Below are 23,621 nucleotides of genomic sequence, written 5' to 3' on the forward strand. Positions count from 1 at the left end.
GTCTCGCCCAAACTAGGGGAGCCTGAACTATGCGCATCATCATCGCCACCGCGGCCGTCGCTTACCTGCTGGCCGGCTGTAACAAGACCGATTCGACTCCGCCCAAGCGCCAGCCCGGCAGCTGGACCCAGAAGATCGAGATCGTCGACTTTGCCGGCCCCGGCGTCACGCCGGCGCAAAAGACGCAGATGCAGCAGATGATGGACGCCGTCTCCGGCATGTCCGTGTGCATCACGCCCGAACTCGCCGCGCAGGAAGATATCGAGAAGAACCTGACCAACATGGGCGGGCAGCAGGGCAATTGCACCGTCGCCGACAAGACCATCACCGGATCGAAACTGTCCTTCACCGCCAATTGCAAGGACAAGGGCAAGGACGTGAAGATCACCGCCGATGGCACCAACACGGCCACCGAGCAGAATATCAAGATGACGATCGAAACCGTCGGCGCGGCGGCCGATGGCGGCAAATTGGTGATGAACGTCTCGGCCAAGCGCAACGGCGAGTGTTCGCCCGGCGAATTCACGCCGCCCGCCCCGACAACGGCAGCGCCGAAGGCCGGCGCATGATCGGCTATACCACGCTCGGCAGCAACGACATCGACAAGGCCCTGGTCTTCTATGACGGCCTGACGGCGGTGATGGGCGGCAAACGGTTGATGACCATGCCCGATGCACGCGGCTTCACGCTATACGGCGCGGGCCGCGACAAGCCCATGCTGGCGGTAACCAAGCCGTATGACGGCGGCACCGCTAACCCAGGCAATGGCACGATGGTCGCGCTGATGGCGGACAGCCGCGCGCAGGTCGATGCGCTCCACGCCAAGGCGCTGGAGATGGGCGGCAGCGATGAAGGCGCGCCGGGCCTGCGCGGCGGGCTCGGCAATCAGGCGTTCTACGGCGCCTATTTCCGCGATCTCGATGGCAACAAGTTCTGCGCCTATCGCACGGGCGAGGAATAGCCTCACCCCGCACTCTCCGTCATCCCCGCGAAAGCGGGGATGACGCTACTTCTACTGTGTGCAGGGCGAGGCAGCGGGATCCCGGAACAAGTCCGGGATGACGGTTGGAGCTACTCACGGCACCTGCCCCACCACGTTCCCCGGCGGCGTGTAACGGCACACCAGATAGTCGTCCGTCGTATTGTGCGCCATCGCGCAGCCGAACCGGGTCGTCCGGCCCCACACGATCTGCGTGTAATGCGCCACGTCCTGCCACTTGCCCGTGGTGCTGAAATTCGGCGTCACGCCGCGCCGATAAAAGCGTCGTTCGTCGATCCAATGCCCGATCATCTCGCCATAGGCGTACGCGCCGCGCGTGCCGGTCCACAGATTCTCGCCCTGCGGCGTGGCGCCGCGCGGTTCGGCCGAATGCGCGAACCGCCGGGTTCGCGCCAGTTCTTCCGCGTAACCGCGCGCATCGTCGGCCAGCGTCGCATCCCACGCTAGCGGTGCCGCACCGATTGCGCGCCGCGCACGGTCATGCCCCGCGATCATCGCACCGCGCAGAAGCGCCTCGCCACGCGGCGCCACGCCCGCGAAACTGCGTTGCTCGACTACGCGCGCCGGCCCGTTCGAGCAGCCGGCGAGCAACAGCAGCGGCCACAAAAGACGTCGCATCTTCCCTCTCCTCAGATAGGCGAGCATAGGGCGGCCCCATGAACCCCGCCGAAACACCGCTGGCGCTGTACGTCCATTGGCCGTTTTGCGTGTCGAAATGCCCCTATTGCGACTTTAACAGCCATGTCCGCGGTGGCGTCGATCAGCAAGCCTGGCGTGCGGCGTTGCTCACCGATCTCGCGCACGAAGCTGCCGCTTTGCCCGGCCGCACGCTCGGCTCGATCTTCTTCGGCGGCGGTACGCCCTCGCTGATGCCGCCCGAAACCACCGCGGCAGTTATCGAGGCAGCGTCGAAGGCCTGGACCTTCGCCGACGATATCGAGATCACCCTGGAGGCCAACCCCTCCTCGGTCGAAGCGGCGCGCTTCGCCGATATCGCCGCCGCCGGCGTCAATCGCGTGTCGCTGGGGCTACAAGCGCTCGACGATCGGGCGCTGGTCTTCCTCGGCCGCGCGCATGGCGTCGCCGAGGGGCTCGCCGCGCTGGACACCGCGCAAGGCTTGTTCGACCGGGTCAGCTTCGACCTGATCTACGCCCGCCCCGACCAGAAACTCGCCGACTGGGAAGCAGAATTGACGCGCGCGCTCTCGTTCGGCACCGAGCATCTGTCGCTCTATCAGCTGACCATCGAACCCGGCACGCGCTTCGCCACCGACGCCGCCGCCGGCCGCATCCTGATCCCCGATGGCGACAGCGCCGCCGATCTGTTCGAAACGACGCGGGCGATCACTGCCGCCGCGGGCCTGCCAGCCTACGAAATCTCCAACCACGCCCGGCTGGGTTCCGAGAGCCGCCACAATCTCGTCTATTGGCGCTACCAGGATTATGCCGGCATCGGCCCTGGCGCGCACGGCCGCCGCAATGGGCTGGCCACGGTGCGGCGCAAGAAACCGGAGAATTTCCTCGCCGCCGTCGCGCGCAACCAGCACGGCATGGAATTGGAAGACCCGCTCACCCCCGCAACGCGCGCGACCGAGGCGTTGCTGATGGGGCTGCGCCTGCGCGAGGGGGTGGATCTGGCCCGCATCGCGCGGCTGGGCGAGACGACGATCCCCGAGTTGATCGATCTGCCGGCACTGGAGAAGCTCGCCGCGCAAGGGTTGGCCAAGCGTGAGGGCGATCGGCTGCTGGTGACGGAGGCGGGGATGCTGCTGCTTGATGCCATCCTGCCGATCGTGGTGAAGATCGAGACGAAAGCCTCCTAAGCCCCTCCCCTGAAGGGGAGGGGCTTAGGTCACTTCCCAAACCCGCTCGGCGCCGGCGATACCGTCACGGACGTCCCGCCGCGGATCTCCTGCACCTCCAGCGCGCGCTCGGCGATATTGTCGCGCCCGAAGCGGAACGCGCCATCGATCCCGCCGAACCCACCGCGATCGCGCAGGCGATCCTCCGGGAACGGCGTATCGAGCGTCCAGTCGCGCGCGATGCGCACCGCCAGCAGCACCGCGTCATAGCCCAGGCTCGACAGCCGGAACGGCGCCTTGCCGAAGCGCGCGCGATATTTCGCGGAATATTGGCGGTACAGATTGTCCGGCACGCTGGCGAACCACGCGCCGTTCAGCGCCGGCTTGGCATTGATCGACGAATCGGAATTCCACAATTCCGTGCCCAGCACTCGCGCCGACGCCCCGCCGCCCCTGCGTAACAACGGCACCGCCGCCGCGGCATTGCTGCCGCCATCGGCGATCAGCACGGCCTGGTAGGGCGAATTGCGCGCCATGCGCGATACCGCCGCGGCGATCGACCCGCTCGATCGGTCATAGGTCTGCAGTGTGACCACCTGCCCGCCTGCGCCTTCCACGCTGCGCAGGAACGAGGTCGAGGCGCGCTCGCCATACAGGCCGTTGGGCACCAGCCCGGCAAATGCCGTGATCCCCTGCCCCCGCGCATAATCGACCACCCGGGCGATCGATTGGCCGGGTACATAGCCCATCAGATAGGATCCGTTGCCCGCCGCGCTGGCGTCGTTGGAAAAACTCACCACCGGCACGCCAGCGCGCTTGGCGATCGGGCCGACCGCCTTGACGTCCTCGGCCAGCAGCGGCCCGAGGATCAGTCGGTTGCCCTCGGCGATGGCGCGCTGCGCCGCGCCGGCCGCGCCGAGCGCCGCCGTGTCATACGTGGTGATGCGGATGCGCTCGTTCTTGGTGTCGAGCAGCGCCAGCTGAGTCGCATTGTTCAGGCTCTGGCCGACCCCGGCATTGGCGCCGCTCATCGGCACCAGCAAGGCGATGCGATGGCGCGCGGTATCGGTCGGGATACCCTGGTCGATCGGGCTCGGCCCCGTCGGCAACGGCCGCGCCACGGGCGGGCGCTTGATCGGCTGGGGACCGCGGGGCACGACCGACTGGCAGGCGCCCAAAGCAAGCGCCGCGGCGATGGCGACGAAGCGAAAGAACGTGCTCCCCCGTTGCGGTATCGATGCGGCCTCTGCCATGACTATCCCCTATGAACGCAGAACTTATGCCCGGCCTCTATATCGTCGCCACCCCAATCGGCAATCTCGGCGATTTATCGCCCCGCGCCGCGCAAGTATTGGCCGGCGCGGCGATAATCGCTGTCGAGGACAGCCGTGTGACGGCCAAGCTGCTGCGCCATATCGGCGTCAAGCGCCCGATGACGCCGTATCACGATCACAATGCCGAAGGCGTCCGCCCCGGCCTGATCGCGCGCATGGGCACTGAGGCAGTGGCGTTGGTGTCCGACGCCGGCACGCCGCTGATTTCCGATCCGGGCTACAAATTGGTCCGCGACGCGCGCGCCGCCGGGCATAACGTGGTGACCATTCCCGGCCCCTGCGCCGCGGTTGCCGCGCTAACGCTGGCGGGACTGCCGACCGATCGCTTCCTCTATCTCGGCTTCCTGCCGCCCAAGGCGCAGGCGCGCGCCGCCGCCATCGCTGAAGTGGCAGTGATTCGCGCGACCCTGGTGCTGTACGAATCGGGTCCGCGCCTTGGCGTAACCTTGGCCGCACTCGCCGAGGGCCTGGGCGACCGCGAGGCGGCGGTGACGCGCGAAATCACCAAGCGCTTCGAGGAAGCGGTCACCGGCACGCTCGGTGAGCTCGCCGCGCGCTACGCCGATGCGCCGCCCAAGGGCGAGATCGTCGTCGTCATCGCGCCCCCCGGCGAAGCGGCGCCAGCCAGCGCGGACGATGCGGAGACGGCGCTGAGCGAGGCGCTGACTCGCCTGCCGATGGCCAAGGCGGTCAGCGAAGTGGCCAAGAAACTGGGGGTAGATCGCAAGGCGCTGTACGCCCGGGCGCTGGAACTGAAAGGGTGATGCCCGCGCCGCTCTTCTGCTCCCCTCCCTGGAAGGGAGGGGTTGGGGGTGGGTCGGCATGGGGCAGGCGGTCCGTATCCTCGATGGCAACCCACCCCCAGCCCCTCCCTTCCAGAAAGGGGAGAAAATATGCATGACCGCCGCGTCGCCGAAGCATCCGGCCGTCGCGGCGAGCGCCTTGCCGCCTGGTGGCTGCGCCTCAAAGGCTGGCGCATCCTCGACCGCCGCGTGCGCACCCCCGCCGGCGAAGTCGATATCGTCGCGCGCAAAGGCAATCTGATCGCCTTCGTCGAGGTAAAGCTGAGAAAGACCGCCGCCGAGCTCGATTTCGCGATCGACGAACGCCGCCTGTCACGCGTCGCCGCCGCGGCGGAGGTGCTGATGCCGCGCTATGCCGGCCCGGGCGACGATATCCGTGTCGACGTGATCCTCGTCGCCCCGGGCACGCGCCCCCGCCATATCGAGAATGCGTGGATCGGGTGACAATCGCCGCCTGCGCTCCTACATCGCCTCCAACAAATCCGTCACCCCAGCGCAAGCTGGGGTCTCTCGGGGGCGAGCGTCCGGCTCAAACTAGAAGACCCCAGCCTGCGCTGGGGTGACGCGCAGATGGGAAAAACGCATGCCGCTTACCGTCGCCGTCCAGATGGACCCCATCGAGTCGATCAACATTGCCGGCGATTCGAGTTTCGCGCTGATGCTGTCCGCCCAAGCCCGCGGCCACACGCTGTTTCATTATGCCGCCGAGAACCTCAATTACGCCGACGGCCGCGTCTGGGCTAAGGCGCATCCGGTCACGGTGCAGAACGTCGTCGGCGATCATTTCAGCTTCGGTGCGCCCCGCAATCTCGATCTCGGCGACGAAGCCGATGTGATCCTGATGCGCCAGGATCCCCCCTTCGATCTCGGCTATATCACCGCCACGCACCTGCTCGAGCGCATCGCGCACAAGACCTTGGTGGTCAACGACCCGGCCAGCGTGCGCAACGCGCCGGAAAAGGTCTTCGTGCTCGATTACCCGCAGTTCATGCCGCCCACGCTGGTCACGCGCAGCCTGGAAGAAGCACGCCTGTTCCTCGCCAAGCACAAGGAAATCGTCGTCAAGCCGCTGCACGGCAATGGTGGCAAGGCGATCTTCAAGGTCGGCGAAGACGGCGCCAACCTCTCCGCGCTGATCGAAGTGTTCAACATGACGTGGCGCGAGCCGCACATGATCCAGGCCTTCCTTCCCGACGTGGCGCAGGGTGACAAGCGCATCGTGCTGATCGACGGCAAGATCGCCGGCGCGATCAACCGCCTGCCCGGCGCAGGCGAGATCCGCTCCAACCTTGCGGTCGGCGGCTCGGCGGTGAAGACCGACCTCACCGAGACCGAGATCGAGATCTGCCGCGTGCTCGGGCCGGAACTCAAGCGCCGCGGGCTGCTGTTCGTCGGCATCGACGTGATCGGCGGCAAATGGCTGACCGAGATCAACGTCACCTCGCCCACCGGCATCGTCGCGATCGACCGCTTCAACGGCACGGACACGGCCGCGCTGATCTGGACGGCGATCGAGGCGAAGGTCGCGGCCAGATAATCCACCGTCATGCTGAACTTGTTTCAGCATCCAGGCGCGGTCAGTTGACCCAAAAGCGTCGCCCGTGTGTTTCCTGACCGCGCCTGGATCCTGAAACGAGTTCAGGATGACGTTTACTGGACGGACATGACCGAATTCATCATCAACCTGATCGCCTGGGGCGGCTATCTCGGCATCTTCCTGCTCATGGCGGCCGAAAATATCTTCCCGCCGATCCCTTCCGAAGTGATCATGGGCCTGGGCGGCATCGCCGTCGCGCGTGGGCAGATGGAGATCGTGCCGCTGATCCTGTGGGGCACCGCCGGCACCGTCGTTGGCAATTATTTCTGGTACGAGATCGGCCGCCGCTGCGGCTACCAGCGGCTCAAGCCGTTCGTCGATCGCCACGGCCGCTGGCTCACCATGGAGTGGGAAGAGGTCGAGAAGCTGCATCGTTTCTTCCAGCGCCACGGCCAATGGGTGGTGTTCTTCATGCGCTTCATGCCGGCCGGTCGCACGATCATCTCGCTCCCCGCCGGCATGGCGTGCATGCCGCACTGGCGCTTTGCGCTGGCCACGGCAGCGGGAAGCCTGATCTGGAACTGCATCCTGGCCGGCGCCGGTTATTATCTCGGCGCCAATTTCGAACAATTGCACGATTATATCGGCCCGGCAGCGGTGGCGCTGACCGTGGTGATCGCCCTCTATTATCTGTACCGCGTCTTCACCTGGAAGCCGCGTTCCTCTCCGTCACCCCGGCCTTGAGCCGGGGCCCAGCTTCTTACTTGTCACCGGCGAGAAAAGCTGGACCCCGGGTCAAGCCCAGGATGACGAAGAGCTAGGATCAAGTCGCTGAACCTAAGCTCGCGGATGCGCGTTCCGATACACATCCAGCAGATGCGCCGCATCCACCGCCGTATAGATTTGCGTCGAACTCAGGCTGGCATGGCCCAGCAATTCCTGCAGCGACCGCAGATCCGCCCCGCGCCCAAGCAGATGCGTCGCGAAGCTATGCCGCAACGCATGCGGCGTGGTGCGATCCCCCAAGCCCAACCGCGACCGCGCCGCCTGCACGGCACGCCGGATCAACGCCGCATCCAGCACGCCGCCCTTGGCCCCGCGAAACAATGGCTCGGCCCGCGCAATCGGCCACGGGCATAGTTCCACATAGGCTTCGATCCCCGCGCGCACCTGCGGCAATAACGGCACCACGCGAGTCTTGGCGCGCTTGCCGGTCACGCTCAGCGTCGCGCCCAGCGGCAACACCGCCCCGGTAAGGCCCAACGCCTCGCCGATGCGCAGCCCCGCCCCGTACAGCAGCATCAGCACCGCCCAGTCGCGCGCCGCTATCCACGGCTCCGCCGCGCTGTCCGCGACATCCTCGGCCAGCGCCACGGCCTCATCGGGCGATACTGGCCGCGGCACGCCCCGCTTCACCCGCGGCCCCTTCAGCCGGGGCGTCGTGCCCGCGCCCGCCACGAAATCGAGAAAGCCGCGCACCGCCGATAATTCTCGTGCGGCCGACGCATTGCTCAGCCCATCGCCACGCCGCGCCGCCAGAAACGCGCGCAGATCGGCCGCCGTCACGCTGGCCAACCGATCGCTGGAAACCGCTCCCCCCCAATGCCCGGAGAGAAATTCGACCAAGCGATGCGCCGTGGCGACATAAGCGCGCACGGTATGCGCCGAGCGCCGCCGGTTCTGCGCGAGATGCCCCTGCCAGGCCAGGATCGTCTGCTTCATGGCGTCGCTCCTATCATTCGCCGGAGCGGGGCGCGAGCCGACGATGAGCGCGCCGATTCGAACCGTCATCGAAACGACATAAAGCAGATATTATTAAGCACCGCGCCCTATACGGGAGTCGATGAACGCATTCTCGGAAATATCGGCATCCGCCCTCACGGAGGAAGACCGTCGGCTGCGCGCGCTCCACGCGCTCGACCTGCTCGATAGCGAGCCGGAAAAGGCCTTCGACGCGCTCGTCGGGCTTGCCGCGTCGCGCTTCGACTGTCCGGTGTCGCTGCTCACCTTGATCGATCGCGACCGGCAATGGATCAAGGCAAAGAGCGGCATCGATGTCGAGCAGACCGACCGCGACGTGGCCTTTTGCGATTATACGATCCGCAACGATGCGCCGTTCATTGTCAATGACGCCCTCAACGATCCCCGCTTCGCGAGTAATCCGCTCGTCACCGACGGCCCCAAAATCCGCTTCTATGCCGGCGCACCGATCCATATCGCCGATGGCGACAGCCGCCACGCGATCGGCGCGCTCTGCATCATCGATGACAAGCCGCGGACCATGACACCGGCGCAGATCACCGCGCTCACCCTGATGGCGTCGATCGCCGAGGCGCTGATCGCGGCGCGCGGCGCGGCCAATGAGGCGGTGTCGATCGCCGAGAGCGCGCAACAGCAATCGCGCATCCTGCGCCGCCAGGAGCGCGTTTTCGGCCAGGCCGAGCGCCTGGCCAAGATCGGCTCATGGCGGCTCGATCTCGCTACCGACGAGATCACCTGGACGGATGGCATGTACCGCATCCATGAGATCGATGGGAAGCAGAAGCCGGCGCTGCACACGTCGCTCGATTTCTATCCGCCGCGTGATCGCGCGATCGTCAGCGAAGCGCTCGCGCGCACCATGGAGACGGGTGAAGCGTTCGAAGTGGAAGTCGATTTCGTCACCGCGCAAGGCCGCCGTCGCCGCGTGCGCAGCCAGGGCGAAGTCGAGGTCGAACAGGGGCGCGCGGCGGCGATCGTCGGCGTGTTTCAGGACGTCACCGACACCTATCATGTCGAGCGCAAGCTGCGCGAATACGCCAGTACCGACGAAGTGACGCAGATCGCCAACCGCGCCGAATTCAATCGCGTGCTGGAGGCGGAGTTGCAGGCCGCGCGGGATGGTGCCGGGCTGGTGCTGGTGCTGATCGATCTCGATGATTTCAAGATCACCAACGATACGTTCGGCCATCTCGCGGGCGACGATGTGCTGCGCGCGGTCGGCCAGCGCTTGCGCGCGCCATATCTTCGCGGCAGCTTCGCCGCGCGTCTGGGCGGAGACGAATTCGCGCTATTGCTGACCGATCCCGACCTAATCGCCAACACTCCTGCGACTATCACCCGATTGCTGGAACATCTGAAAGCACCGGTGCAATCGGCCAATACCCTGCTTCCGATGTCCGGCACGATCGGCTCGGCCAGCCCCGGCCCCGGCGTCGACACGGTCCGCGAACTGATGCACGCCGCCGATGTCGCGCTATACACCGCCAAGCGCGCCCGGCGCGGCACGGCGCATTCCTTCACCGCGCCAAGAGCGGCGACGGGATAATCAATTCCTCCCCCACCGGGGGAGGGGGACCGCCAGCCTCCTTCAGGCTGGTGGTGGAGGGGTAGCCACAAAGGCCACCGCTGCTTGGCTAACCTTGCCCCCCTTCTGGAGAAAAGTTAGCGCAGCACCACCATCACCTTGGTCGTCGCTTCCGGCATTGCCGCGAGCTGAAGCCGATACGTCCCCCGCGCCAAGCGAAAATCAACGATCTTGCGCAGGCCCGTACATAGCGGCCCGTGGCCATGCGCCACCGATTTCAGCGCCTTGCCGCGGCGCACGACGTCGATCCACGCGCCGTTGCTCAAGCCCAGCTGGTACACCCCCGCCCGAGCAATCGAGAAACCCCGCACCGCGCCTCGGCCTGGCTTGCCCGGGGGTGCCGCCCATTTCACAGGTGATTCCGGCAACGCCGTCACCTCGACCGGCACGCCGACGCGCAGCACGCTGCTCGGCACGCTGTTCCACTTGGCGAAATTGCGCGGGAGATCGCCCGCCCGCACGCACACCGGTTCGGGTGTCGCCGTCTCATGCTCGGCATGGCCCAGCGGCATCGCCGCCTGGGCCATGATCAGGGCAGTCAACAACATCGGCACGGGCATCTCCACAAAGCGTCCCTTCCCTCTAGCGCCCGCCAAAGCCATATGCACCACCATGTCGTCCCGCGCCCGTGTCCTCGTCCTCAACTCCGCGCTCGGGCCGCTGGATTACCGCGTGCCGCACGGCATGACCGTCCAGCCCGGCTCGATCGTCATCGCCCCGCTCGGGCCCCGGCAATTGCTCGGCGTGGTGTGGGAGCCCGAACGCATGCCGTCGGATGCCGAGGTCGGCGACAATCGGCTGCGCAACCTGGTCGGCGTGGTCGACGTCCCGCCGCTGGCCGATCCGCTGCGCCGGCTGATCGAATGGACCGCGGACTATTATCTCGCGCCGGCCGCCGCGGTGGTGCGCATGGCGATGCCATCCTCGTCCGCGCTCGAGGGCGTCAAGACGATCACCGAATATCGCGCCACCGGCGAGTTGCCCGATCGCCTAACGCCGCAGCGCGAACAGGCGCTGGAGCGGATCGGCGACCGCCAGGGGCTGATCCGCGAACTGGCGACCGTCGCCGACGTGTCCGACGCGGTAATCCGGGGCCTGGTCAAGGTCGGCGCGCTGGAGGCGCTGCAGGTCGACATCGACAGCCCCTTCCCCCTGCCCGATCCCGATCATCACCAGCCCGCGCTCTCCCCCGACCAGCGCGCCGCCTCGGCCACGCTCGTCGCCAATGTCGCCGCCCATGAATTCCACCCCACTCTGCTCGACGGCGTCACCGGATCGGGCAAGACCGAAGTCTATTTCGAGGCAATCGCCGAAGCGATCCGCGAGGGCAAGCAGACGCTGGTACTGCTGCCCGAAATCGCGCTGACCGAGCCGTTCCTCAAGCGCTTCACCGCGCGCTTCGGCTGCGAGCCGATCGCCTGGCATTCCGGCCTACGCAGCTCGCAACGCCGCCGCGCCTGGCGCGCCATCTCCACCGGCCAGGCTTTGGTCACCGTCGGCGCGCGCTCGTCGCTGTTCCTGCCTTACGCCAATCTCGGCCTGATCGTCGTCGACGAAGCGCACGAAACCAGCTTCAAGCAGGAAGAAGGCGTGCATTATCACGCCCGTGACGTGGCGGTAATGCGCGGCAAGTTCGAAGGCTGCCCGGTGATCCTCGCCTCCGCCACCCCGGCGATCGAGACCCGCCAGCAAGTCGCGCTCGGCCGCTACGCCGAACTGAAGCTGCCCGGCCGCTGGGGCGCCGCCGAAATGCCCGCGATCGCACCGATCGATCTGATCCAGACCCCGCCCGATCGCGGCCGCTGGATCGCGCCGACCTTGGTCAAGGCGATGGAAGAAACGCTCGCCCGCCGCGAGCAAGTCCTGCTGTTCCTCAACCGCCGCGGCTATGCCCCGCTCACCCTGTGCCGCACCTGCGGCCACCGCTTCCAATGCCCCAACTGCACCGCCTGGATGGTCGAACACCGGCTGATCCAACGCATCACCTGCCACCATTGCGGCCATCTCGAGCCCACGCCGCGCGCCTGCCCGGAATGCGGCAACGAGGACACGTTGGTCGCGGTGGGCCCCGGTGTCGAGCGTATCGCCGACGAAGTGAAAGCGCTGTTCCCCGACGCCAAGACCGCGATCGTCACGTCGGACACGATCTGGTCGCCGGCCAAGGCGGCGGAGTTCGTTGCGCGCATGGAGGCGCACGATATCGACATCGTCGTCGGCACGCAGCTCGTGACCAAGGGCTATCACTTTCCCAATCTGACTCTGGTCGGCGTGATCGACGCCGATCTCGGCCTAAATGGCGGCGATCTGCGCGCAAGCGAGCGCACCTTCCAGCAGATCATGCAGGTCGCCGGCCGCGCCGGGCGCGGCGCCAAGCCCGGCCATGTCTATATCCAGACGCACAGCCCCGACGCGCCCGTGATGCGCGCGCTGATCACCGGCGATGCCGAGGCCTTCTACGCCGCCGAAACCGACTCTCGCCGCGAAGCCGGCGCGCCCCCGTTCGGCCGTTTCGCCGGCATCGTCGTGTCGAGCGAGGACAAGGCCGCCGCCCACGAAATCGCCACCCTCATCGGCCGCACCGCGCCGCAGCTCGACGGCATGGAAACCTACGGCCCCGCCCCCGCCCCGCTCGCCATGCTCCGCGGCCGCCACCGCTTCCGCCTGCTGGTCCATGCCAGGCGGGCGCTCGACGTGCAGGACGTCATCCGCACCTGGCTCGGCGCGCTCGATTGGTCGAGCAAAGTGCGCGTGACGGTGGACGTCGATCCGTACAGTTTCTTGTGAGGTGGAACAGGGGGTGGTATGACGACGACCCTGGGTAAGGATACAGACGATGCGCGCTGACGTCATGATTGATGACGATTTAATCGCCGAAGCGATGCAGACCAGTGGTGCCACCACCACCGGAGAAGTGGTAGATCTTGCGCTACGTGCCCTCATTCGGGCGCAGGCCTATGAAGAATTGCGATCATTGCGCGGCAAGTTGCATTGGGAAGGTGATTTGGACGCAATGCGGCGGGATTGATGCTCGTCGCTGACTCCAGTGTTTGGATCGATTTCTTAAATCGTAACACCGGTACGGCCAACGATCGCCTCGATGATGCATTGGAGGCTCAGACCGTCATATTGATCGACATTATCGCGACCGAGGTACTGCAAGGCATCCGACTCGATCGCGATTTCGCGCAAACCCTTCGGTTGTTCGACAAGTTGCCACTATTGGCGACTGGCGGCATGCGCTTAGCAGTAGAAGCCGCACGCAACTACCGGACATTACGCGAGCGAGGCATCACGATCCGCAAGACTGTCGATACACTGATCGCCACCAGATGCATTATTGAGGGCATTCCCCTTCTGTATCGCGACCGCGATTTCGATCCATTCGTTGCGCATCTCGGTCTGATCTCGGCTATGGACGCGGCATGACGATCCGCTGGCTGATTCCGCTTCTCCTGCTCCTCGGCTTCACCGCCCCCGCCCGGGCCGACGATATCTCCGCCTCCGCCCGCGGGGTGGTGCGCGTCGTGACGATCGCCGTGGTCGACGACGAGGTGGTCGGCTTCGGCCATGGCAGCGGCTTCGCGGTCGCGCCTAACCGCATCGTCACCAACGCGCATGTCGTCGAACTCGCCGCCCGCTATCCCGACAATGTCGTGATCGGCGTGGTGCCGTCGGAGGGCGCCAAATCCTATCAGGGCAAGGTCATTGCCATCGATACCGCACGCGATCTCGCGCTGATCGAGTTCAGCGGCGTCCGCCTGCCGACACTCGCGCTCTACACCGGGCCGGTCGAGGAAGGTGGCTCGGTCACGGCGCTCGGCTATCCCGGCAACGTCGATCTCGCCACCGCACGCTCGGCTGCGGACTATATCCGCCCGCTCTCCCCGATCCGCTCGGAAGGCGTATTCTCCGGCCGGCGCATGATGTCCGACGTGCAGGTGCTGCTGCACACGGCGGGCATTGCGCGGGGCAATTCGGGCGGACCGTTGCTCGATCCGTGCGGCCGCGTGATCGGCGTGAACTCGGCGCTGACCCGCGGCGAGGATGGCGATACCAGTTTCGGCTTCGCCATTGCCGATGTCGAGCTCACCACTTTCCTCAACGCCGCCGACCAGCGCTTCACCGCCGTCGGCACGCCGTGCACCAGCCTGTCCGAGCAATTGCGCCAGGATACCGACGCCGACGCGGCAACCGCAGCCGAAGCGGCGCGCCTCAAAGCGGACGCGGCGAGCAAGGCCGCCGAGGCGCGCGCTGCGGCGATGGTCAAGGCGCGCGACGACGCGCAGCGCAACCGCGAGAATATCATCGCCATCGCCGCGCTACTGCTGGCGCTCGGCGTGGTGGCGTTCGGCACTGCCGGCTTCCTCGAGCTGCGCGGCCAGCGCTCGGCGGCGTTATGGGTCGCCGGCGGCGCTGCGCTGGCGTTCGTCGCCGCGCTTGCGGTATTTCTCGCCCGCCCGAGCGGCGAGCCGATCCTGCCGCCCGCCCCGCCGCCACTCGCGCCGACCGTCAACAGCGATGCCGCACTCGGCAAATTGATCTGCACGGTGGTGCCCGCGCGCAGCCGCGTGACCGTCTCCTCGCTCGCCGATGTCGCGCTCGATTGGCGCGAAGGCGGCTGCATGAACGGCCGCACGCAATATGCCGAAAATGGCAGCAAATGGGATCGCATCCTGGTCCCGTCGGAGGACCAGACCGTGTCGGTGCTGCAATTCGATCCCGCGACCAAGCTTTATACCAACACGCGCTACCTGCTCACCGCCGCGCAAATGGACGCGGCGCGCAAAATCCGCAGTCAGGTAAGCGTCAAGGCGTGCTCGCCCGACATCGCCGCGCGCGCCAATCTGTCGACCCAGCAGGCGGCGATCCGCGCCGCGCTGCCGCCCTTGCCCAACGAACGGATCGTCTATTCGTGCAAGTCCGCGCCCTGACGACGCCGCACCCATAAGGGCGCCACGAACCGCCCACGCCGATGCGCCACCACCAGCAGGGCGATGCCGAATGCGGTGCACACGATGATCGCCGGCAATGACGCCTCCGCGCCGAACGCGCCGCCGGTCAGCAGTTCCGGCCCAGTGATATTCGGGCGCAGCAGGCCGCCCATGTCGAACCCGGACACTGCCACGCCGTAAATCCCGCCCTGTGCGAAGTTCCATGCCGCATGCAGCCCGACCGCCGCCCATAACCGCCGCGTCACCATATACAGTGCCGCCAGCATCACGCCGGCCTCCAGCGCGATTGCCAGGCCGGCGAACCAGGTCGCGTTCGGGTTGCCGAGATGCAGCGCGCCGAACAACGCGGCGGACAACGCCAGCGCGATCCAGCTGCCCGCCAACCGCTCGATCAGCCGGAAGAACAATCCGCGCAGCACGATCTCCTCGGTCACGCCCGAGGTGATGGCGATCGCCAACGCCGGATACAGCGCGGTTACTGGATTGCTGCCGATCACGCGGTAGCCGCCGAGCGCGGCGATGATCGCAATCACCAGCGAGAACAGCACCAGTCCGGCCAGCAAGCCCGCGCCCAGTTCGCGCGCCCAACCCTTAGTGCCGAACTCATCGGCCGGCCGCCGTTCGATCCAGCGCACGAACAGCACGTACGCCGTAATGAAGATCGCCGCGACGATCAGCGAAAAGACGACCGCCAGCGGCCCGGTCCGCTCGAGCGGGAAGAATGGCCGGATCAGGCTCGCCAGCGCCCCCGCCGCAGCGATCGTCACGATCCCCAGCGCCAGCAGCACGAGCGGAAAGTTAATGATGCGCCAGACGAGGCTGTTGGGCGGCGTGGTCGGTTCGGACGGTAGCATCGGATTCCCCTTTGGCGCAGCGTCTTAACCGCATTGGAGCCAAAGAGAACAGGCGGATATGGCCGGGGCGAGCGCCCGAGTGCCGCGTCGCGGGCGCAAAATCCGCGACGTCATCCCAGCGCAAGCTGGGATCTCAAGCGGTGGGCGGGGACAGGAGACGCGGGAGACCCCAGCTTTCGCTGGGGTGACGTCGGAGCTTGGGTATTCCGTGCGATCCGTTCGCCGCAAAGCGGTTCGCTATTTCACGCCTTCCCGCGCCCGCAACGCCGCCTTACGATCGGCGCCATAAGCATAGCCGCCGATCGCGCCGTCGCCACGCTGCACCCGGTGACACGGCACCGCCACCGCCACCGGGTTGGCGCCACATGCCGTCCCCGCTGCGCGCACCGCCCCGGGCGATCCCGCCGCCGCCGCCAACTCGGCATAGGACAAGGTCTCGCCGATCGGGATCCGCCTGAGCGCCTGCCACACCGCCTCCTGGAACGCGGTGCCCTGCACGTCGAGCGGCAGATCGAGATCGCGCTCGGGTGATTCGACGCTCGCCACCACGCGCGCCGCGAGATCGGCCAGCGCCGCCCCGCCGCCCACGATCTCCGCCTTGGGAAAGCGCGCCGCCAAAGCCCGCTCATCCTCATCGAAGGAAATGCGACACAATCCCTTGTCGGTCGCTGCGACCAGCATCGGCCCCAGGCTGGTATCGGCCAGCGTCCAGCGGATCGTCACCCCCGCCCCGCCGCGCCGCCATGCCGACGGCGTCATGCCCAGCCGCGCCGCGCCATCGGCATAGAAGCGGCTTGGCGCCGAATACCCCGCCTCGTAGATCGCCGCCGTCACGCTGACCTCCTCGCTCAACGCCCGCGCCGCCGCCCGCGCTTTCAGCCCGCGCGCATAGGCCGCCGGGGTCACCCCGGTGGCGCGCTTGAACAGCCGGTGGAAGTGATGCGGCGCGTAGCCCACCTCGGCGGCGAGCGTCTCCAGCCCGATCATCTCCTCCGCCGCCTCCAGCACCGCCACCGCGCGCGCCACCGCGATCCGGTCGCGCCCGATCGCATCGGGCAGGCAGCGCAGACACGCGCGAAACCCCGCCGCCCGCGCCGATGCCGCATCGGCATGGAATTCGACATTCTCGCGCCGCGGATGCCGCGCCGCGCAGCTCGGCTTGCAATAGATGCCGGTCGTCTTGACCGCGATCACCAGCCGCCCGTCGAACGCGCGGTCGCGGGCAGCGAAAGCCGCCCAGGCCGTTTCGGGATCGAGGAGGGTGTTCGTCATGAGGCGATTATAACGGTTCGGCCTTTCGCCGGCACCCCACGTCTTGCGGTCAAAGCGAGCGTGCACTCACATTTGAAAGAACCATCGAAAGGTGCTATTAAAAGCACCATGATCGATCCCATCTTGGCCGATGCCGGCGTCAGCATTACTGACCTGAAGCGTAATCCCTCGGCCGTGATCGAAGCGGCCGGCGGCTTCCCCGTTGCCGTGCTGAACCGCAATACGCCGGCCGCCTATCTCGTCCCCGCCAAGGCGTGGGAGGAATTGATGGATCGGCTCGAGGATATGGAACTCGCCGAACTGGTCCGCGCGCGCGCCGGCGAAGAGCGCATCAAGGTGCGGCTTGAAGATTTATGAGCTGGAATTCCTCGCCAGTGCGTTGAAGGAATGGCGCAAGCTTGCGCCCAACGTCCGCGAGCAGTTCACGTCCAAGCTGAAGGAACGGCTACATGCACCGCATGTGCCCGCCGCGCGCCTGTCAGGCATGCCGGATTGCTACAAGATCAAACTGCGCGCCGCTGGATACCGGCTGGTTTACCGCGTCGATGACACCGTGCTGACGGTCATTGTGGTGGCCGTCGGCAAGCGCGAGCGCAACGCGGTGTATAAGAGCGCGGCGGGGCGGCTCTAAGGTACCTTCTGCTACCCCCCGTTGGCCTGAAACAATTCCAGCGTGCGTTCCTTGGCCAGATCCGCGCTCGGCTCGTGATAATCCTTGCGCCGATCCGAATTGAACCCATGCCCCGCCTCATAGACGTACACCGTGGCCTGCGGATGATCCGCCGCAATCACTTTCTCCACCCCCTCCATCGGGATGCCGTGATCGTGCCGCCCGAAATGCAGGATCACCGGCACCTTGGGCACTTCATCCGCCGCGGCCGGGATCATGCTGCCATAATAGCCGCTCGCCGCTGTCACATTGGTCATCCGCGTCGCCGCGAACCAGGCGATCGAACCGCCATAGCAATAGCCGACGACGAACACCGGCCCCCGCGCCTTGAGCGCATCGACGCAGGTCTGCACATCCGCCAGGCTCAGGTCGAACGGGTGCAGCTGTCGCGCCAGTTCGACGCCGCGGGCGAGCCCTTCCGCATCATAGCCCGCCTCGAACCCGGGCTGCTCGCGATCGAACAAGGCCGGCGCCAGCACTTCATAGCCGTCCCGTGCGTATTCCTCCGCGAGATCGCGGATATGATCGGTAACCCCGAAAATCTCCTGGACCAGCACCAGCCCGCCACGCCGCGCGCCCTCGGGCTGCGCATGATAGACTGCGATCGCTGCCCCGTCGGACATCGTCATCTGTTCGAATGCGCCCATCGTCTCGGCTCCTATGCTGTGCTGGCGCTTGCGCTAAACCTCGGCAGTGCGACCGGCAACCCTGCGCAGCGCACCGTCGAGTGCGCTACGCTCGCGCATTGACAGGCCGGAAAACAACGCCGCCTCAGCCGCCCCCGCGATCCGCTCCAGTTCGGGGACCAGCAGCACGCCGGTGCCGGTCAGGCCGATGATCTGCACCCGCCGGTCCCCGCCGCCCCCGCGCCCGCGCACCAGCAGCCGCTTGGCCACCAGCCGATCGACCAGCTTGGAGATCCCCCCGCGCGTCATGCCGAGCCGTTCGGCCAACCGCACCTGCGGCACCGCGCCGGCAGCACGCAACTCGCGCAGCAGCGTCCATTCGGCGGCGGTGACGCCGTGCGGCAGCAGCGCGCGAGACAGGTTTTGGTGTGCCGCGCCGGCGGCGGTGCGGAGCAGGTCGGCGAGGTCGGTATCGGAAGAAGCTGTCATCTGCGCCAACACCCCCGAACCACCCCCAGCGCTTCCCCGGCGAAGGCCGGGGCCCAGTCGCGGAACAGAAATTGGCGAGCGCCGTCGCCCGTTACATCGACCATCGCGACTGGGCCCCGGCCTCCGCCGGGGAAGCGTGAGGGTTTGAAACGCGGAATAGCACGCATTTGACGTAGGATGGCCCGCTCAGCATATCCCCACCCTGCCCCCAAACAGGTTTCCTAGTCAACCAATCACCCACCAACCCTTGCATCCCCCCCGCCCCGATGCTAACCGCCCGGCAACCCATCGGAGGCGCCGCCCGCGGCGCCCCCTTCCCCATGGGGCCATCTGTCCTACCTATCCGAGGAATTAGATCGCGTGGAGCATTCCGGCGGTATTCAAGCAAGCTTAAGCGGCCGCTATGCCACCGCATTGTTCGAGCTCGCGCGCGATGCGAAGGCGATCGACATGGTCGAGGCGAGCCTGATGCGCGTCCGCGCCGCGATCGACCAGTCGCCCGAATTCGCCGAGCTGATCGTCAACCCGATCGTCTCGCGCGGCGCCGCTGCCAAGGCCATCGCCGCCTCGGCCGAGCTGATCGATATCGACGAGACGACCGAGAAGTTCCTCGGCGTGCTGGCGCAGAACCGTCGCCTGGCGCAGCTCCCCGCCGTGATCCGCGCCTATCGCAGCCTCGCCGCCGATCATCGCGGCGAGACCACGGCGGAAGTCGTCTCCGCCCACCCGCTGTCCGAGACCCAGGTCGATGCGCTGAAGGATCAGCTGCGCGCCCGGGTCGGTCGTGACGTTGCCGTCGACCTCTCGGTCGACCCCTCTTTGCTTGGCGGGCTGGTCGTCAAGATCGGTTCGCAGATGATCGACAGCTCGATCAAAACCCGTCTCAATACCCTCGCGCATGCGATGAAAGGCTAACCCATGGACATCCGCGCCGCAGAAATTTCCAAGGTCATCAAGGACCAGATCGCCAGCTTCGGCACCGAAGCGCAGGTTTCCGAAACCGGCCAGGTGCTGTCGGTCGGCGACGGCATCGCGCGCATCCACGGGCTGGACAATGTCCAGGCCGGCGAGATGGTCGAATTCGCCAATGGCGTGCAGGGCATGGCGCTCAACCTCGAGGCCGACAATGTCGGCGTCGTGATCTTCGGGTCGGATTCGGAGATCAAGGAAGGTGACGTCGTCAAGCGCACCGGGACGATCGTCGACGTCCCCGTCGGCAAGGGCTTGCTCGGCCGCGTGGTCGATGGCCTGGGCAACCCGATCGACGGCAAGGGCCCGATCGTCTCCGACGAGCGCAGCCGCGTCGAGCGCAAGGCGCCGGGCATCATCCCGCGCACCTCGGTCAGCGAGCCCGTGCAGACCGGTCTCAAGGCGATCGATGCGCTCGTCCCCGTCGGCCGCGGCCAGCGCGAGCTGATCATCGGCGATCGCCAGACCGGCAAGTCGGCCGTCGCGATCGACGCGTTCATCAACCAGAAGGCGGCGCATGCCGGCACCGACGAGAAGCAGAAACTCTACTGCATCTATGTCGCGATCGGCCAGAAGCGCTCGACCGTCGCGCAGATCGTCAAGACGCTCGAAGAGAATGGCGCGATGGAATATTCTATCGTCATCGCCGCCACCGCTTCCGAGCCTGCGCCGATGCAGTTCCTCGCACCGTATACCGGCGCGGCGATGGGCGAATATTTCCGCGACAACGGCATGCATGCGCTGATCGTCTATGACGATCTCTCCAAGCAGGCCGTGGCGTACCGCCAGATGTCGCTGCTGCTGCGCCGCCCGCCGGGCCGCGAAGCCTATCCCGGCGACGTTTTCTATCTGCACAGCCGCCTGCTCGAGCGCGCGGCGAAGATGAACGACGATAATGGCGGCGGCTCGCTCACCGCGCTGCCGATCATCGAGACGCAGGCCGGCGACGTGTCCGCGTACATCCCGACCAACGTGATCTCGATCACCGACGGCCAGATCTTCCTCGAAACCGATCTGTTCTTCGCCGGCATCCGCCCGGCGATCAACGTCGGCCTGTCGGTCAGCCGCGTCGGCTCGGCCGCGCAGACCAAGGCGATGAAGAAGGTCTCGGGCTCGATCAAGCTCGAGCTCGCCCAGTATCGCGAAATGGCCGCGTTCGCGCAGTTCGGCTCGGATCTCGACGCCAGCACGCAGAAACTGCTCAACCGCGGCGCGCGCCTCACCGAACTGCTCAAGCAGGCGCAGTTCGCGCCGATGCCGTTCGAGGAGCAGACGGCATCGATCTTCGCCGGCACCAACGGCTATCTCGATACCGTGCCCGTCGACTCGGTGGTGCGCTACGAGCAGGCGATGCTCGCCGATCTGCGCGCCAACCACCCGGACGTGCTCACCAAGATCCGCGACACGCGCGATCTCGGCGACGAAGCGAAGTCGGGGCTGAAGTCGGCGCTCGACGCGTTTGCGAAGACGTTCGCCTAAACACACCCGTCACCCCGGCCTTGAGCCGGGGCCCCGCTTCTTCTTCGACGGTAGGAAGAGAAGCAGCGGGATGCCGGCTCAAGGCCGGCATGACGAAAGAGGATGATAGATGGCTAGTTTGAAGGCCCTAAAGGTCCGCATCGGCTCGGTGAAGTCGACGCAGAAGATCACCAAGGCGATGAAGATGGTCGCCGCTGCAAAGCTGCGCCGCGCGCAGGAAGCGGCGGTCGCCGGCCGTCCCTATGCCGAGCGTCTGGAGGCCGTGATGGCCAGCCTGGCGTCGAAGGTCGGCGTCAGCGAAGGCTCGCCCAAATTGCTCGCCGGCACCGGCAGCGATCAGGTCCATCTGATCATCGTGGCAACTTCGGAGCGTGGCCTCGCCGGCGCGTTCAATTCGAACATCGTCCGCGCCGCCCGCCGCAAGGCGGTCGAGCTCGAAGCGCAGGGCAAGACGGTGAAATTTTATCTCGCCGGCAAGAAGGGTCGCGTCATTCGCCGCTTCTTCCCGACGCAGATCGCGCACGATCACGAAATGGGCCACATCAAGAAGCTCGCCTTCGCCGACGCGCGCGAGATCGCCGACGACGTGGCGGCGCGCTTCGAGGCCGGCGAGTTCGACATCGCCCACCTGTTCTACGCCCGCTTCCAGTCGGCTTTGGTCCAGGAAGCCACCGGCCGCCAGATCATCCCCGTCGCCCTGCCCGCCGCATCGGCCACGGCAACGACGTCGGATGCCGCGGTGATCTATGAGCCCGACGAGGAATCGATCCTCGCCGATCTGCTGCCGCGCAACATCGCGATCCAGATCTTCCGTGCGCTGCTCGAAAACGCCGCCTCGGAACAGGGCAGCCGCATGACCGCGATGGATAATGCCACGCGCAACGCCGGCGACATGATCAACAAGCTGACGATCCAGTATAACCGCACCCGCCAGGCCGCGATCACGACCGAATTGGTGGAAATCATCTCCGGCGCCGAAGCGCTCAAGTAGTTCGAAGCAAGGAAGCAAATATGGCAACCGCCGCAGATACATACGCTCCCGCCGCGACCACCAACAATGTTGGCCGCATCAGCCAAGTCATCGGCGCCGTCGTCGACGTGACGTTCAACCAGGGCGAACTGCCGGCGATTCTCGCCGCGCTGGAAACCGACAATAACGGCAACCGCCTGGTCCTCGAAGTCGCCCAGCATCTCGGTGAAAACACCGTGCGAACGATCGCCATGGACACGACCGAGGGCCTGACCCGCGGCCAGACCGTCACCGACACCGGCTCGCAGATCCGCGTCCCCGTCGGCCCGCAGACGCTGGGGCGCATCCTCAACGTGATCGGCGAGCCGATCGACGAGCGCGGCCCGGTCGGCCACACCCAGACCATGCCGATCCACGCGAGCGCGCCTCTGTTCGTCGACCAGTCGACCGAGAGCGCCATTCTCGTCACCGGCATCAAGGTCATCGATCTGCTCGCGCCTTATGCCAAGGGCGGCAAGATCGGCCTGTTCGGCGGCGCCGGCGTCGGCAAGACCGTGCTCATCCAGGAACTGATCAACAACATCGCCAAGGGCCATGGCGGCACATCCGTGTTCGCCGGCGTCGGCGAGCGCACCCGCGAGGGTAACGATCTGTACCACGAATTCCTCGATGCCGGCGTCATCGCCAAGGATGCCGACGGCAACCCGACGCCTGAGGGCTCGAAGGTTGCGCTCGTGTTCGGCCAGATGAACGAGCCCCCCGGCGCCCGCGCCCGCGTCGCGCTGTCGGGCCTGACCATCGCCGAATATTTCCGCGACGTCGAAGGCCAGGACGTTCTGTTCTTCGTCGACAACATCTTCCGCTTCACCCAGGCGGGTTCGGAAGTGTCGGCTTTGCTCGGCCGCATCCCCTCGGCCGTGGGCTATCAGCCGACCCTGTCGACCGACATGGGCGCGCTGCAGGAGCGCATCACGTCCACCAACAAGGGCTCGATCACCTCGGTGCAGGCGATCTACGTGCCGGCCGACGATCTCACCGATCCCGCCCCTGCCACGTCCTTCGCGCATTTGGACGCGACGACCAACCTCAACCGCGCAATCTCCGAGCTCGGCATCTACCCCGCAGTCGATCCGCTCGACTCCACCTCGCGCGTGCTGACCCCGGCGATCGTCGGTCAGGAGCATTACGACACGGCCCGCCGCGTCCAGGAGACGCTGCAGAAGTACAAGTCACTGCAGGACATCATCGCCATTCTCGGCATGGACGAGCTCAGCGAAGAAGATAAGTCGACCGTCAGCCGTGCGCGGAAGATCCAGCGCTTCCTCAGCCAGCCGTTCCACGTCGCCGAGGTCTTCACCGGCATCAGCGGCAAGTTCGTCCAGGTCGAAGACACGGTCCGCTCGTTCAAGGCAGTCGTCGACGGCGACTATGATCACCTGCCGGAGAGCGCTTTCTACATGGTCGGCGGGATCGACGAAGTGATCGCCAAGGCCGAAAAGATGGCGCACGACGCGTAAC

General features: G+C 66.4%; 26 protein-coding genes. 18 read left to right on the plus strand and 8 right to left on the minus strand.

Annotated elements, in window-relative coordinates; all coding sequences use genetic code 11:
* The first annotated feature begins 29 nt into the window (after positions 1 to 29).
* Complete coding sequence (locus U1739_RS06910) at positions 30 to 569, plus strand: DUF3617 domain-containing protein (RefSeq protein WP_332705609.1); 540 nt, start codon at positions 30 to 32, stop codon at positions 567 to 569.
* Complete coding sequence (locus U1739_RS06915) at positions 566 to 961, plus strand: VOC family protein (RefSeq protein ID WP_332705612.1); 396 nt, start codon at positions 566 to 568, stop codon at positions 959 to 961. The genes U1739_RS06910 and U1739_RS06915 overlap by 4 nt, the downstream gene beginning before the upstream one ends.
* A gap of 114 nt (positions 962 to 1,075) precedes the next feature.
* Here the strand turns inward: U1739_RS06915 and U1739_RS06920 are convergent, their stop codons facing one another.
* Positions 1,076 to 1,618, minus strand: coding sequence for a CAP domain-containing protein (locus tag U1739_RS06920; protein WP_332705615.1), 543 nt, complete (start codon positions 1,616 to 1,618; stop codon positions 1,076 to 1,078).
* A 38-nt stretch (positions 1,619 to 1,656) separates the two neighbouring features.
* Between U1739_RS06920 and hemW the strand changes: the two genes are divergently transcribed.
* Entirely contained in the window at positions 1,657 to 2,823 is a 1,167-nt protein-coding gene (gene hemW, locus U1739_RS06925) for a radical SAM family heme chaperone HemW (protein ID WP_332705618.1), read from the plus strand.
* A 29-nt stretch (positions 2,824 to 2,852) separates the two neighbouring features.
* On the opposite strand, the gene U1739_RS06930 is transcribed toward hemW, so the two are convergent.
* Complete coding sequence (locus tag U1739_RS06930) at positions 2,853 to 4,055, minus strand: penicillin-binding protein activator (protein ID WP_332705622.1); 1,203 nt, start codon at positions 4,053 to 4,055, stop codon at positions 2,853 to 2,855.
* An 11-nt stretch (positions 4,056 to 4,066) separates the two neighbouring features.
* Between U1739_RS06930 and rsmI the strand changes: the two genes are divergently transcribed.
* From rsmI to U1739_RS06950, 4 genes are all read left to right on the plus strand, one after another.
* A complete protein-coding gene (rsmI, locus tag U1739_RS06935) occupies positions 4,067 to 4,900 on the plus strand; it encodes a 16S rRNA (cytidine(1402)-2'-O)-methyltransferase (RefSeq protein WP_332705625.1) in 834 nt (277 codons plus the stop codon).
* 129 nt (positions 4,901 to 5,029) lie between these two features.
* Entirely contained in the window at positions 5,030 to 5,383 is a 354-nt protein-coding gene (locus U1739_RS06940) for a YraN family protein (RefSeq protein ID WP_332705628.1), read from the plus strand.
* Positions 5,384 to 5,522: 139 nt separating this feature from the next.
* Positions 5,523 to 6,476 (plus strand): glutathione synthase, encoded by a 954-nt coding sequence (gene gshB, locus U1739_RS06945; RefSeq protein ID WP_332705631.1) that lies wholly within the window; start codon positions 5,523 to 5,525, stop codon positions 6,474 to 6,476.
* Between the two features lie 126 nt (positions 6,477 to 6,602).
* The gene (locus U1739_RS06950) at positions 6,603 to 7,220 is read left to right on the plus strand and encodes a DedA family protein (protein ID WP_332705634.1); all 618 of its coding nucleotides are present in this window, start codon (positions 6,603 to 6,605) and stop codon (positions 7,218 to 7,220) included.
* A 93-nt stretch (positions 7,221 to 7,313) separates the two neighbouring features.
* Here the strand turns inward: U1739_RS06950 and U1739_RS06955 are convergent, their stop codons facing one another.
* The gene (locus U1739_RS06955; RefSeq protein WP_332705639.1) at positions 7,314 to 8,198 is read right to left on the minus strand and encodes a tyrosine recombinase XerC; all 885 of its coding nucleotides are present in this window, start codon (positions 8,196 to 8,198) and stop codon (positions 7,314 to 7,316) included.
* Between the two features lie 121 nt (positions 8,199 to 8,319).
* On the opposite strand from U1739_RS06955, the gene U1739_RS06960 reads away from it, so the two are divergent.
* Positions 8,320 to 9,783: a diguanylate cyclase domain-containing protein gene (locus tag U1739_RS06960; RefSeq protein WP_332705642.1), complete on the plus strand. Its 1,464-nt coding sequence runs from the start codon at positions 8,320 to 8,322 to the stop codon at positions 9,781 to 9,783.
* A 116-nt stretch (positions 9,784 to 9,899) separates the two neighbouring features.
* Here U1739_RS06960 and U1739_RS06965 read toward each other — a convergent pair whose 3' ends face one another.
* Positions 9,900 to 10,376 carry a hypothetical protein gene (locus U1739_RS06965; RefSeq protein ID WP_332705644.1) on the minus strand — a complete coding sequence of 159 codons (477 nt, stop codon included), beginning with the start codon at positions 10,374 to 10,376 and terminating at the stop codon, positions 9,900 to 9,902.
* Between the two features lie 58 nt (positions 10,377 to 10,434).
* Here U1739_RS06965 and U1739_RS06970 point away from each other — a divergent pair, with 58 nt between their 5' ends.
* From U1739_RS06970 to U1739_RS06985, 4 genes are read left to right on the plus strand one after another with little or no spacing between them, the layout of a single operon-like run.
* A complete protein-coding gene (locus U1739_RS06970) occupies positions 10,435 to 12,606 on the plus strand; it encodes a primosomal protein N' (RefSeq protein ID WP_332705647.1) in 2,172 nt (723 codons plus the stop codon).
* A gap of 49 nt (positions 12,607 to 12,655) precedes the next feature.
* Complete coding sequence (locus U1739_RS06975; protein WP_332705650.1) at positions 12,656 to 12,847, plus strand: type II toxin-antitoxin system VapB family antitoxin; 192 nt, start codon at positions 12,656 to 12,658, stop codon at positions 12,845 to 12,847.
* The gene (gene vapC, locus U1739_RS06980) at positions 12,847 to 13,248 is read left to right on the plus strand and encodes a type II toxin-antitoxin system VapC family toxin (protein ID WP_332705653.1); all 402 of its coding nucleotides are present in this window, start codon (positions 12,847 to 12,849) and stop codon (positions 13,246 to 13,248) included. Before U1739_RS06975 ends, vapC begins: the two co-directional genes overlap by 1 nt.
* Positions 13,245 to 14,753 (plus strand): S1C family serine protease, encoded by a 1,509-nt coding sequence (locus tag U1739_RS06985; protein ID WP_332705656.1) that lies wholly within the window; start codon positions 13,245 to 13,247, stop codon positions 14,751 to 14,753. Before vapC ends, U1739_RS06985 begins: the two co-directional genes overlap by 4 nt.
* Here the strand turns inward: U1739_RS06985 and U1739_RS06990 are convergent.
* Both U1739_RS06990 and ada read right to left on the minus strand, forming a co-directional pair.
* Positions 14,729 to 15,628, minus strand: a complete 900-nt coding sequence (locus U1739_RS06990; RefSeq protein WP_332705659.1) for a CPBP family intramembrane glutamic endopeptidase — start codon at positions 15,626 to 15,628, stop codon at positions 14,729 to 14,731. The genes U1739_RS06985 and U1739_RS06990 overlap by 25 nt on opposite strands.
* A 237-nt stretch (positions 15,629 to 15,865) precedes the next feature.
* The gene (ada, locus tag U1739_RS06995; RefSeq protein ID WP_332705662.1) at positions 15,866 to 16,900 is read right to left on the minus strand and encodes a bifunctional DNA-binding transcriptional regulator/O6-methylguanine-DNA methyltransferase Ada; all 1,035 of its coding nucleotides are present in this window, start codon (positions 16,898 to 16,900) and stop codon (positions 15,866 to 15,868) included.
* A 108-nt stretch (positions 16,901 to 17,008) separates the two neighbouring features.
* Here ada and U1739_RS07000 point away from each other — a divergent pair, with 108 nt between their 5' ends.
* Both U1739_RS07000 and U1739_RS07005 read left to right on the plus strand, forming a co-directional pair.
* Complete coding sequence (locus U1739_RS07000) at positions 17,009 to 17,257, plus strand: type II toxin-antitoxin system Phd/YefM family antitoxin (protein ID WP_332705665.1); 249 nt, start codon at positions 17,009 to 17,011, stop codon at positions 17,255 to 17,257.
* The gene (locus U1739_RS07005; protein ID WP_332705668.1) at positions 17,244 to 17,531 is read left to right on the plus strand and encodes a type II toxin-antitoxin system RelE family toxin; all 288 of its coding nucleotides are present in this window, start codon (positions 17,244 to 17,246) and stop codon (positions 17,529 to 17,531) included. The genes U1739_RS07000 and U1739_RS07005 overlap by 14 nt, the downstream gene beginning before the upstream one ends.
* A gap of 11 nt (positions 17,532 to 17,542) precedes the next feature.
* On the opposite strand, the gene U1739_RS07010 is transcribed toward U1739_RS07005, so the two are convergent.
* Positions 17,543 to 18,217, minus strand: a complete 675-nt coding sequence (locus tag U1739_RS07010) for a dienelactone hydrolase family protein (RefSeq protein ID WP_332705671.1) — start codon at positions 18,215 to 18,217, stop codon at positions 17,543 to 17,545.
* 33 nt (positions 18,218 to 18,250) lie between these two features.
* On the minus strand, positions 18,251 to 18,685 hold the full coding sequence (locus tag U1739_RS07015) for a MarR family winged helix-turn-helix transcriptional regulator (protein ID WP_332705674.1): 435 nt from the start codon (positions 18,683 to 18,685) through the stop codon (positions 18,251 to 18,253).
* 360 nt (positions 18,686 to 19,045) lie between these two features.
* On the opposite strand from U1739_RS07015, the gene U1739_RS07020 reads away from it, so the two are divergent.
* The 4 genes from U1739_RS07020 to atpD all read left to right on the plus strand — a co-directional run bounded on the left by U1739_RS07020 (position 19,046) and on the right by atpD (position 23,620).
* The gene (locus U1739_RS07020) at positions 19,046 to 19,600 is read left to right on the plus strand and encodes a F0F1 ATP synthase subunit delta (protein ID WP_332705677.1); all 555 of its coding nucleotides are present in this window, start codon (positions 19,046 to 19,048) and stop codon (positions 19,598 to 19,600) included.
* Positions 19,601 to 19,603: 3 nt separating this feature from the next.
* A complete protein-coding gene (atpA, locus tag U1739_RS07025; RefSeq protein ID WP_332705680.1) occupies positions 19,604 to 21,133 on the plus strand; it encodes a F0F1 ATP synthase subunit alpha in 1,530 nt (509 codons plus the stop codon).
* A 109-nt stretch (positions 21,134 to 21,242) separates the two neighbouring features.
* Positions 21,243 to 22,124, plus strand: coding sequence for a F0F1 ATP synthase subunit gamma (locus U1739_RS07030; protein WP_332705683.1), 882 nt, complete (start codon positions 21,243 to 21,245; stop codon positions 22,122 to 22,124).
* A 20-nt stretch (positions 22,125 to 22,144) separates the two neighbouring features.
* Positions 22,145 to 23,620, plus strand: coding sequence for a F0F1 ATP synthase subunit beta (gene atpD, locus U1739_RS07035; protein WP_332705686.1), 1,476 nt, complete (start codon positions 22,145 to 22,147; stop codon positions 23,618 to 23,620).
* The last annotated feature ends 1 nt before the right edge of the window (position 23,621 follow it).

The sequence above is a fragment of the Parasphingomonas puruogangriensis genome (assembly GCF_036663635.1).
In the GTDB taxonomy this organism is placed as follows: domain Bacteria; phylum Pseudomonadota; class Alphaproteobacteria; order Sphingomonadales; family Sphingomonadaceae; genus Sphingomonas.

Excerpts from the sequence above, each read along its gene's own strand:
- hemW (WP_332705618.1), top strand. The coding sequence starts at position 1,657 with ATGAACCCCGCCGAAACACCGCTGGCGCTGTACGTCCATTGGCCGTTT.
- U1739_RS06955 (WP_332705639.1), bottom strand. The coding sequence starts at position 8,198 with ATGAAGCAGACGATCCTGGCCTGGCAGGGGCATCTCGCGCAGAACCGG.
- U1739_RS06930 (WP_332705622.1), bottom strand. The coding sequence starts at position 4,055 with ATGGCAGAGGCCGCATCGATACCGCAACGGGGGAGCACGTTCTTTCGC.
- U1739_RS07015 (WP_332705674.1), bottom strand. The coding sequence starts at position 18,685 with ATGACAGCTTCTTCCGATACCGACCTCGCCGACCTGCTCCGCACCGCC.
- U1739_RS06975 (WP_332705650.1), top strand. The coding sequence starts at position 12,656 with ATGCGCGCTGACGTCATGATTGATGACGATTTAATCGCCGAAGCGATG.
- rsmI (WP_332705625.1), top strand. The coding sequence starts at position 4,067 with ATGAACGCAGAACTTATGCCCGGCCTCTATATCGTCGCCACCCCAATC.
- U1739_RS07030 (WP_332705683.1), top strand. The coding sequence starts at position 21,243 with ATGGCTAGTTTGAAGGCCCTAAAGGTCCGCATCGGCTCGGTGAAGTCG.
- U1739_RS07000 (WP_332705665.1), top strand. The coding sequence starts at position 17,009 with ATGATCGATCCCATCTTGGCCGATGCCGGCGTCAGCATTACTGACCTG.
- U1739_RS06970 (WP_332705647.1), top strand. The coding sequence starts at position 10,435 with ATGTCGTCCCGCGCCCGTGTCCTCGTCCTCAACTCCGCGCTCGGGCCG.
- vapC (WP_332705653.1), top strand. The coding sequence starts at position 12,847 with ATGCTCGTCGCTGACTCCAGTGTTTGGATCGATTTCTTAAATCGTAAC.
- U1739_RS06920 (WP_332705615.1), bottom strand. The coding sequence starts at position 1,618 with ATGCGACGTCTTTTGTGGCCGCTGCTGTTGCTCGCCGGCTGCTCGAAC.
- U1739_RS06940 (WP_332705628.1), top strand. The coding sequence starts at position 5,030 with ATGCATGACCGCCGCGTCGCCGAAGCATCCGGCCGTCGCGGCGAGCGC.
- U1739_RS07010 (WP_332705671.1), bottom strand. The coding sequence starts at position 18,217 with ATGGGCGCATTCGAACAGATGACGATGTCCGACGGGGCAGCGATCGCA.
- U1739_RS06950 (WP_332705634.1), top strand. The coding sequence starts at position 6,603 with ATGACCGAATTCATCATCAACCTGATCGCCTGGGGCGGCTATCTCGGC.
- U1739_RS06985 (WP_332705656.1), top strand. The coding sequence starts at position 13,245 with ATGACGATCCGCTGGCTGATTCCGCTTCTCCTGCTCCTCGGCTTCACC.
- U1739_RS06960 (WP_332705642.1), top strand. The coding sequence starts at position 8,320 with ATGAACGCATTCTCGGAAATATCGGCATCCGCCCTCACGGAGGAAGAC.
- atpA (WP_332705680.1), top strand. The coding sequence starts at position 19,604 with ATGGACATCCGCGCCGCAGAAATTTCCAAGGTCATCAAGGACCAGATC.
- ada (WP_332705662.1), bottom strand. The coding sequence starts at position 16,900 with ATGACGAACACCCTCCTCGATCCCGAAACGGCCTGGGCGGCTTTCGCT.
- U1739_RS06910 (WP_332705609.1), top strand. The coding sequence starts at position 30 with ATGCGCATCATCATCGCCACCGCGGCCGTCGCTTACCTGCTGGCCGGC.
- U1739_RS06915 (WP_332705612.1), top strand. The coding sequence starts at position 566 with ATGATCGGCTATACCACGCTCGGCAGCAACGACATCGACAAGGCCCTG.
- atpD (WP_332705686.1), top strand. The coding sequence starts at position 22,145 with ATGGCAACCGCCGCAGATACATACGCTCCCGCCGCGACCACCAACAAT.
- gshB (WP_332705631.1), top strand. The coding sequence starts at position 5,523 with ATGCCGCTTACCGTCGCCGTCCAGATGGACCCCATCGAGTCGATCAAC.
- U1739_RS06990 (WP_332705659.1), bottom strand. The coding sequence starts at position 15,628 with ATGCTACCGTCCGAACCGACCACGCCGCCCAACAGCCTCGTCTGGCGC.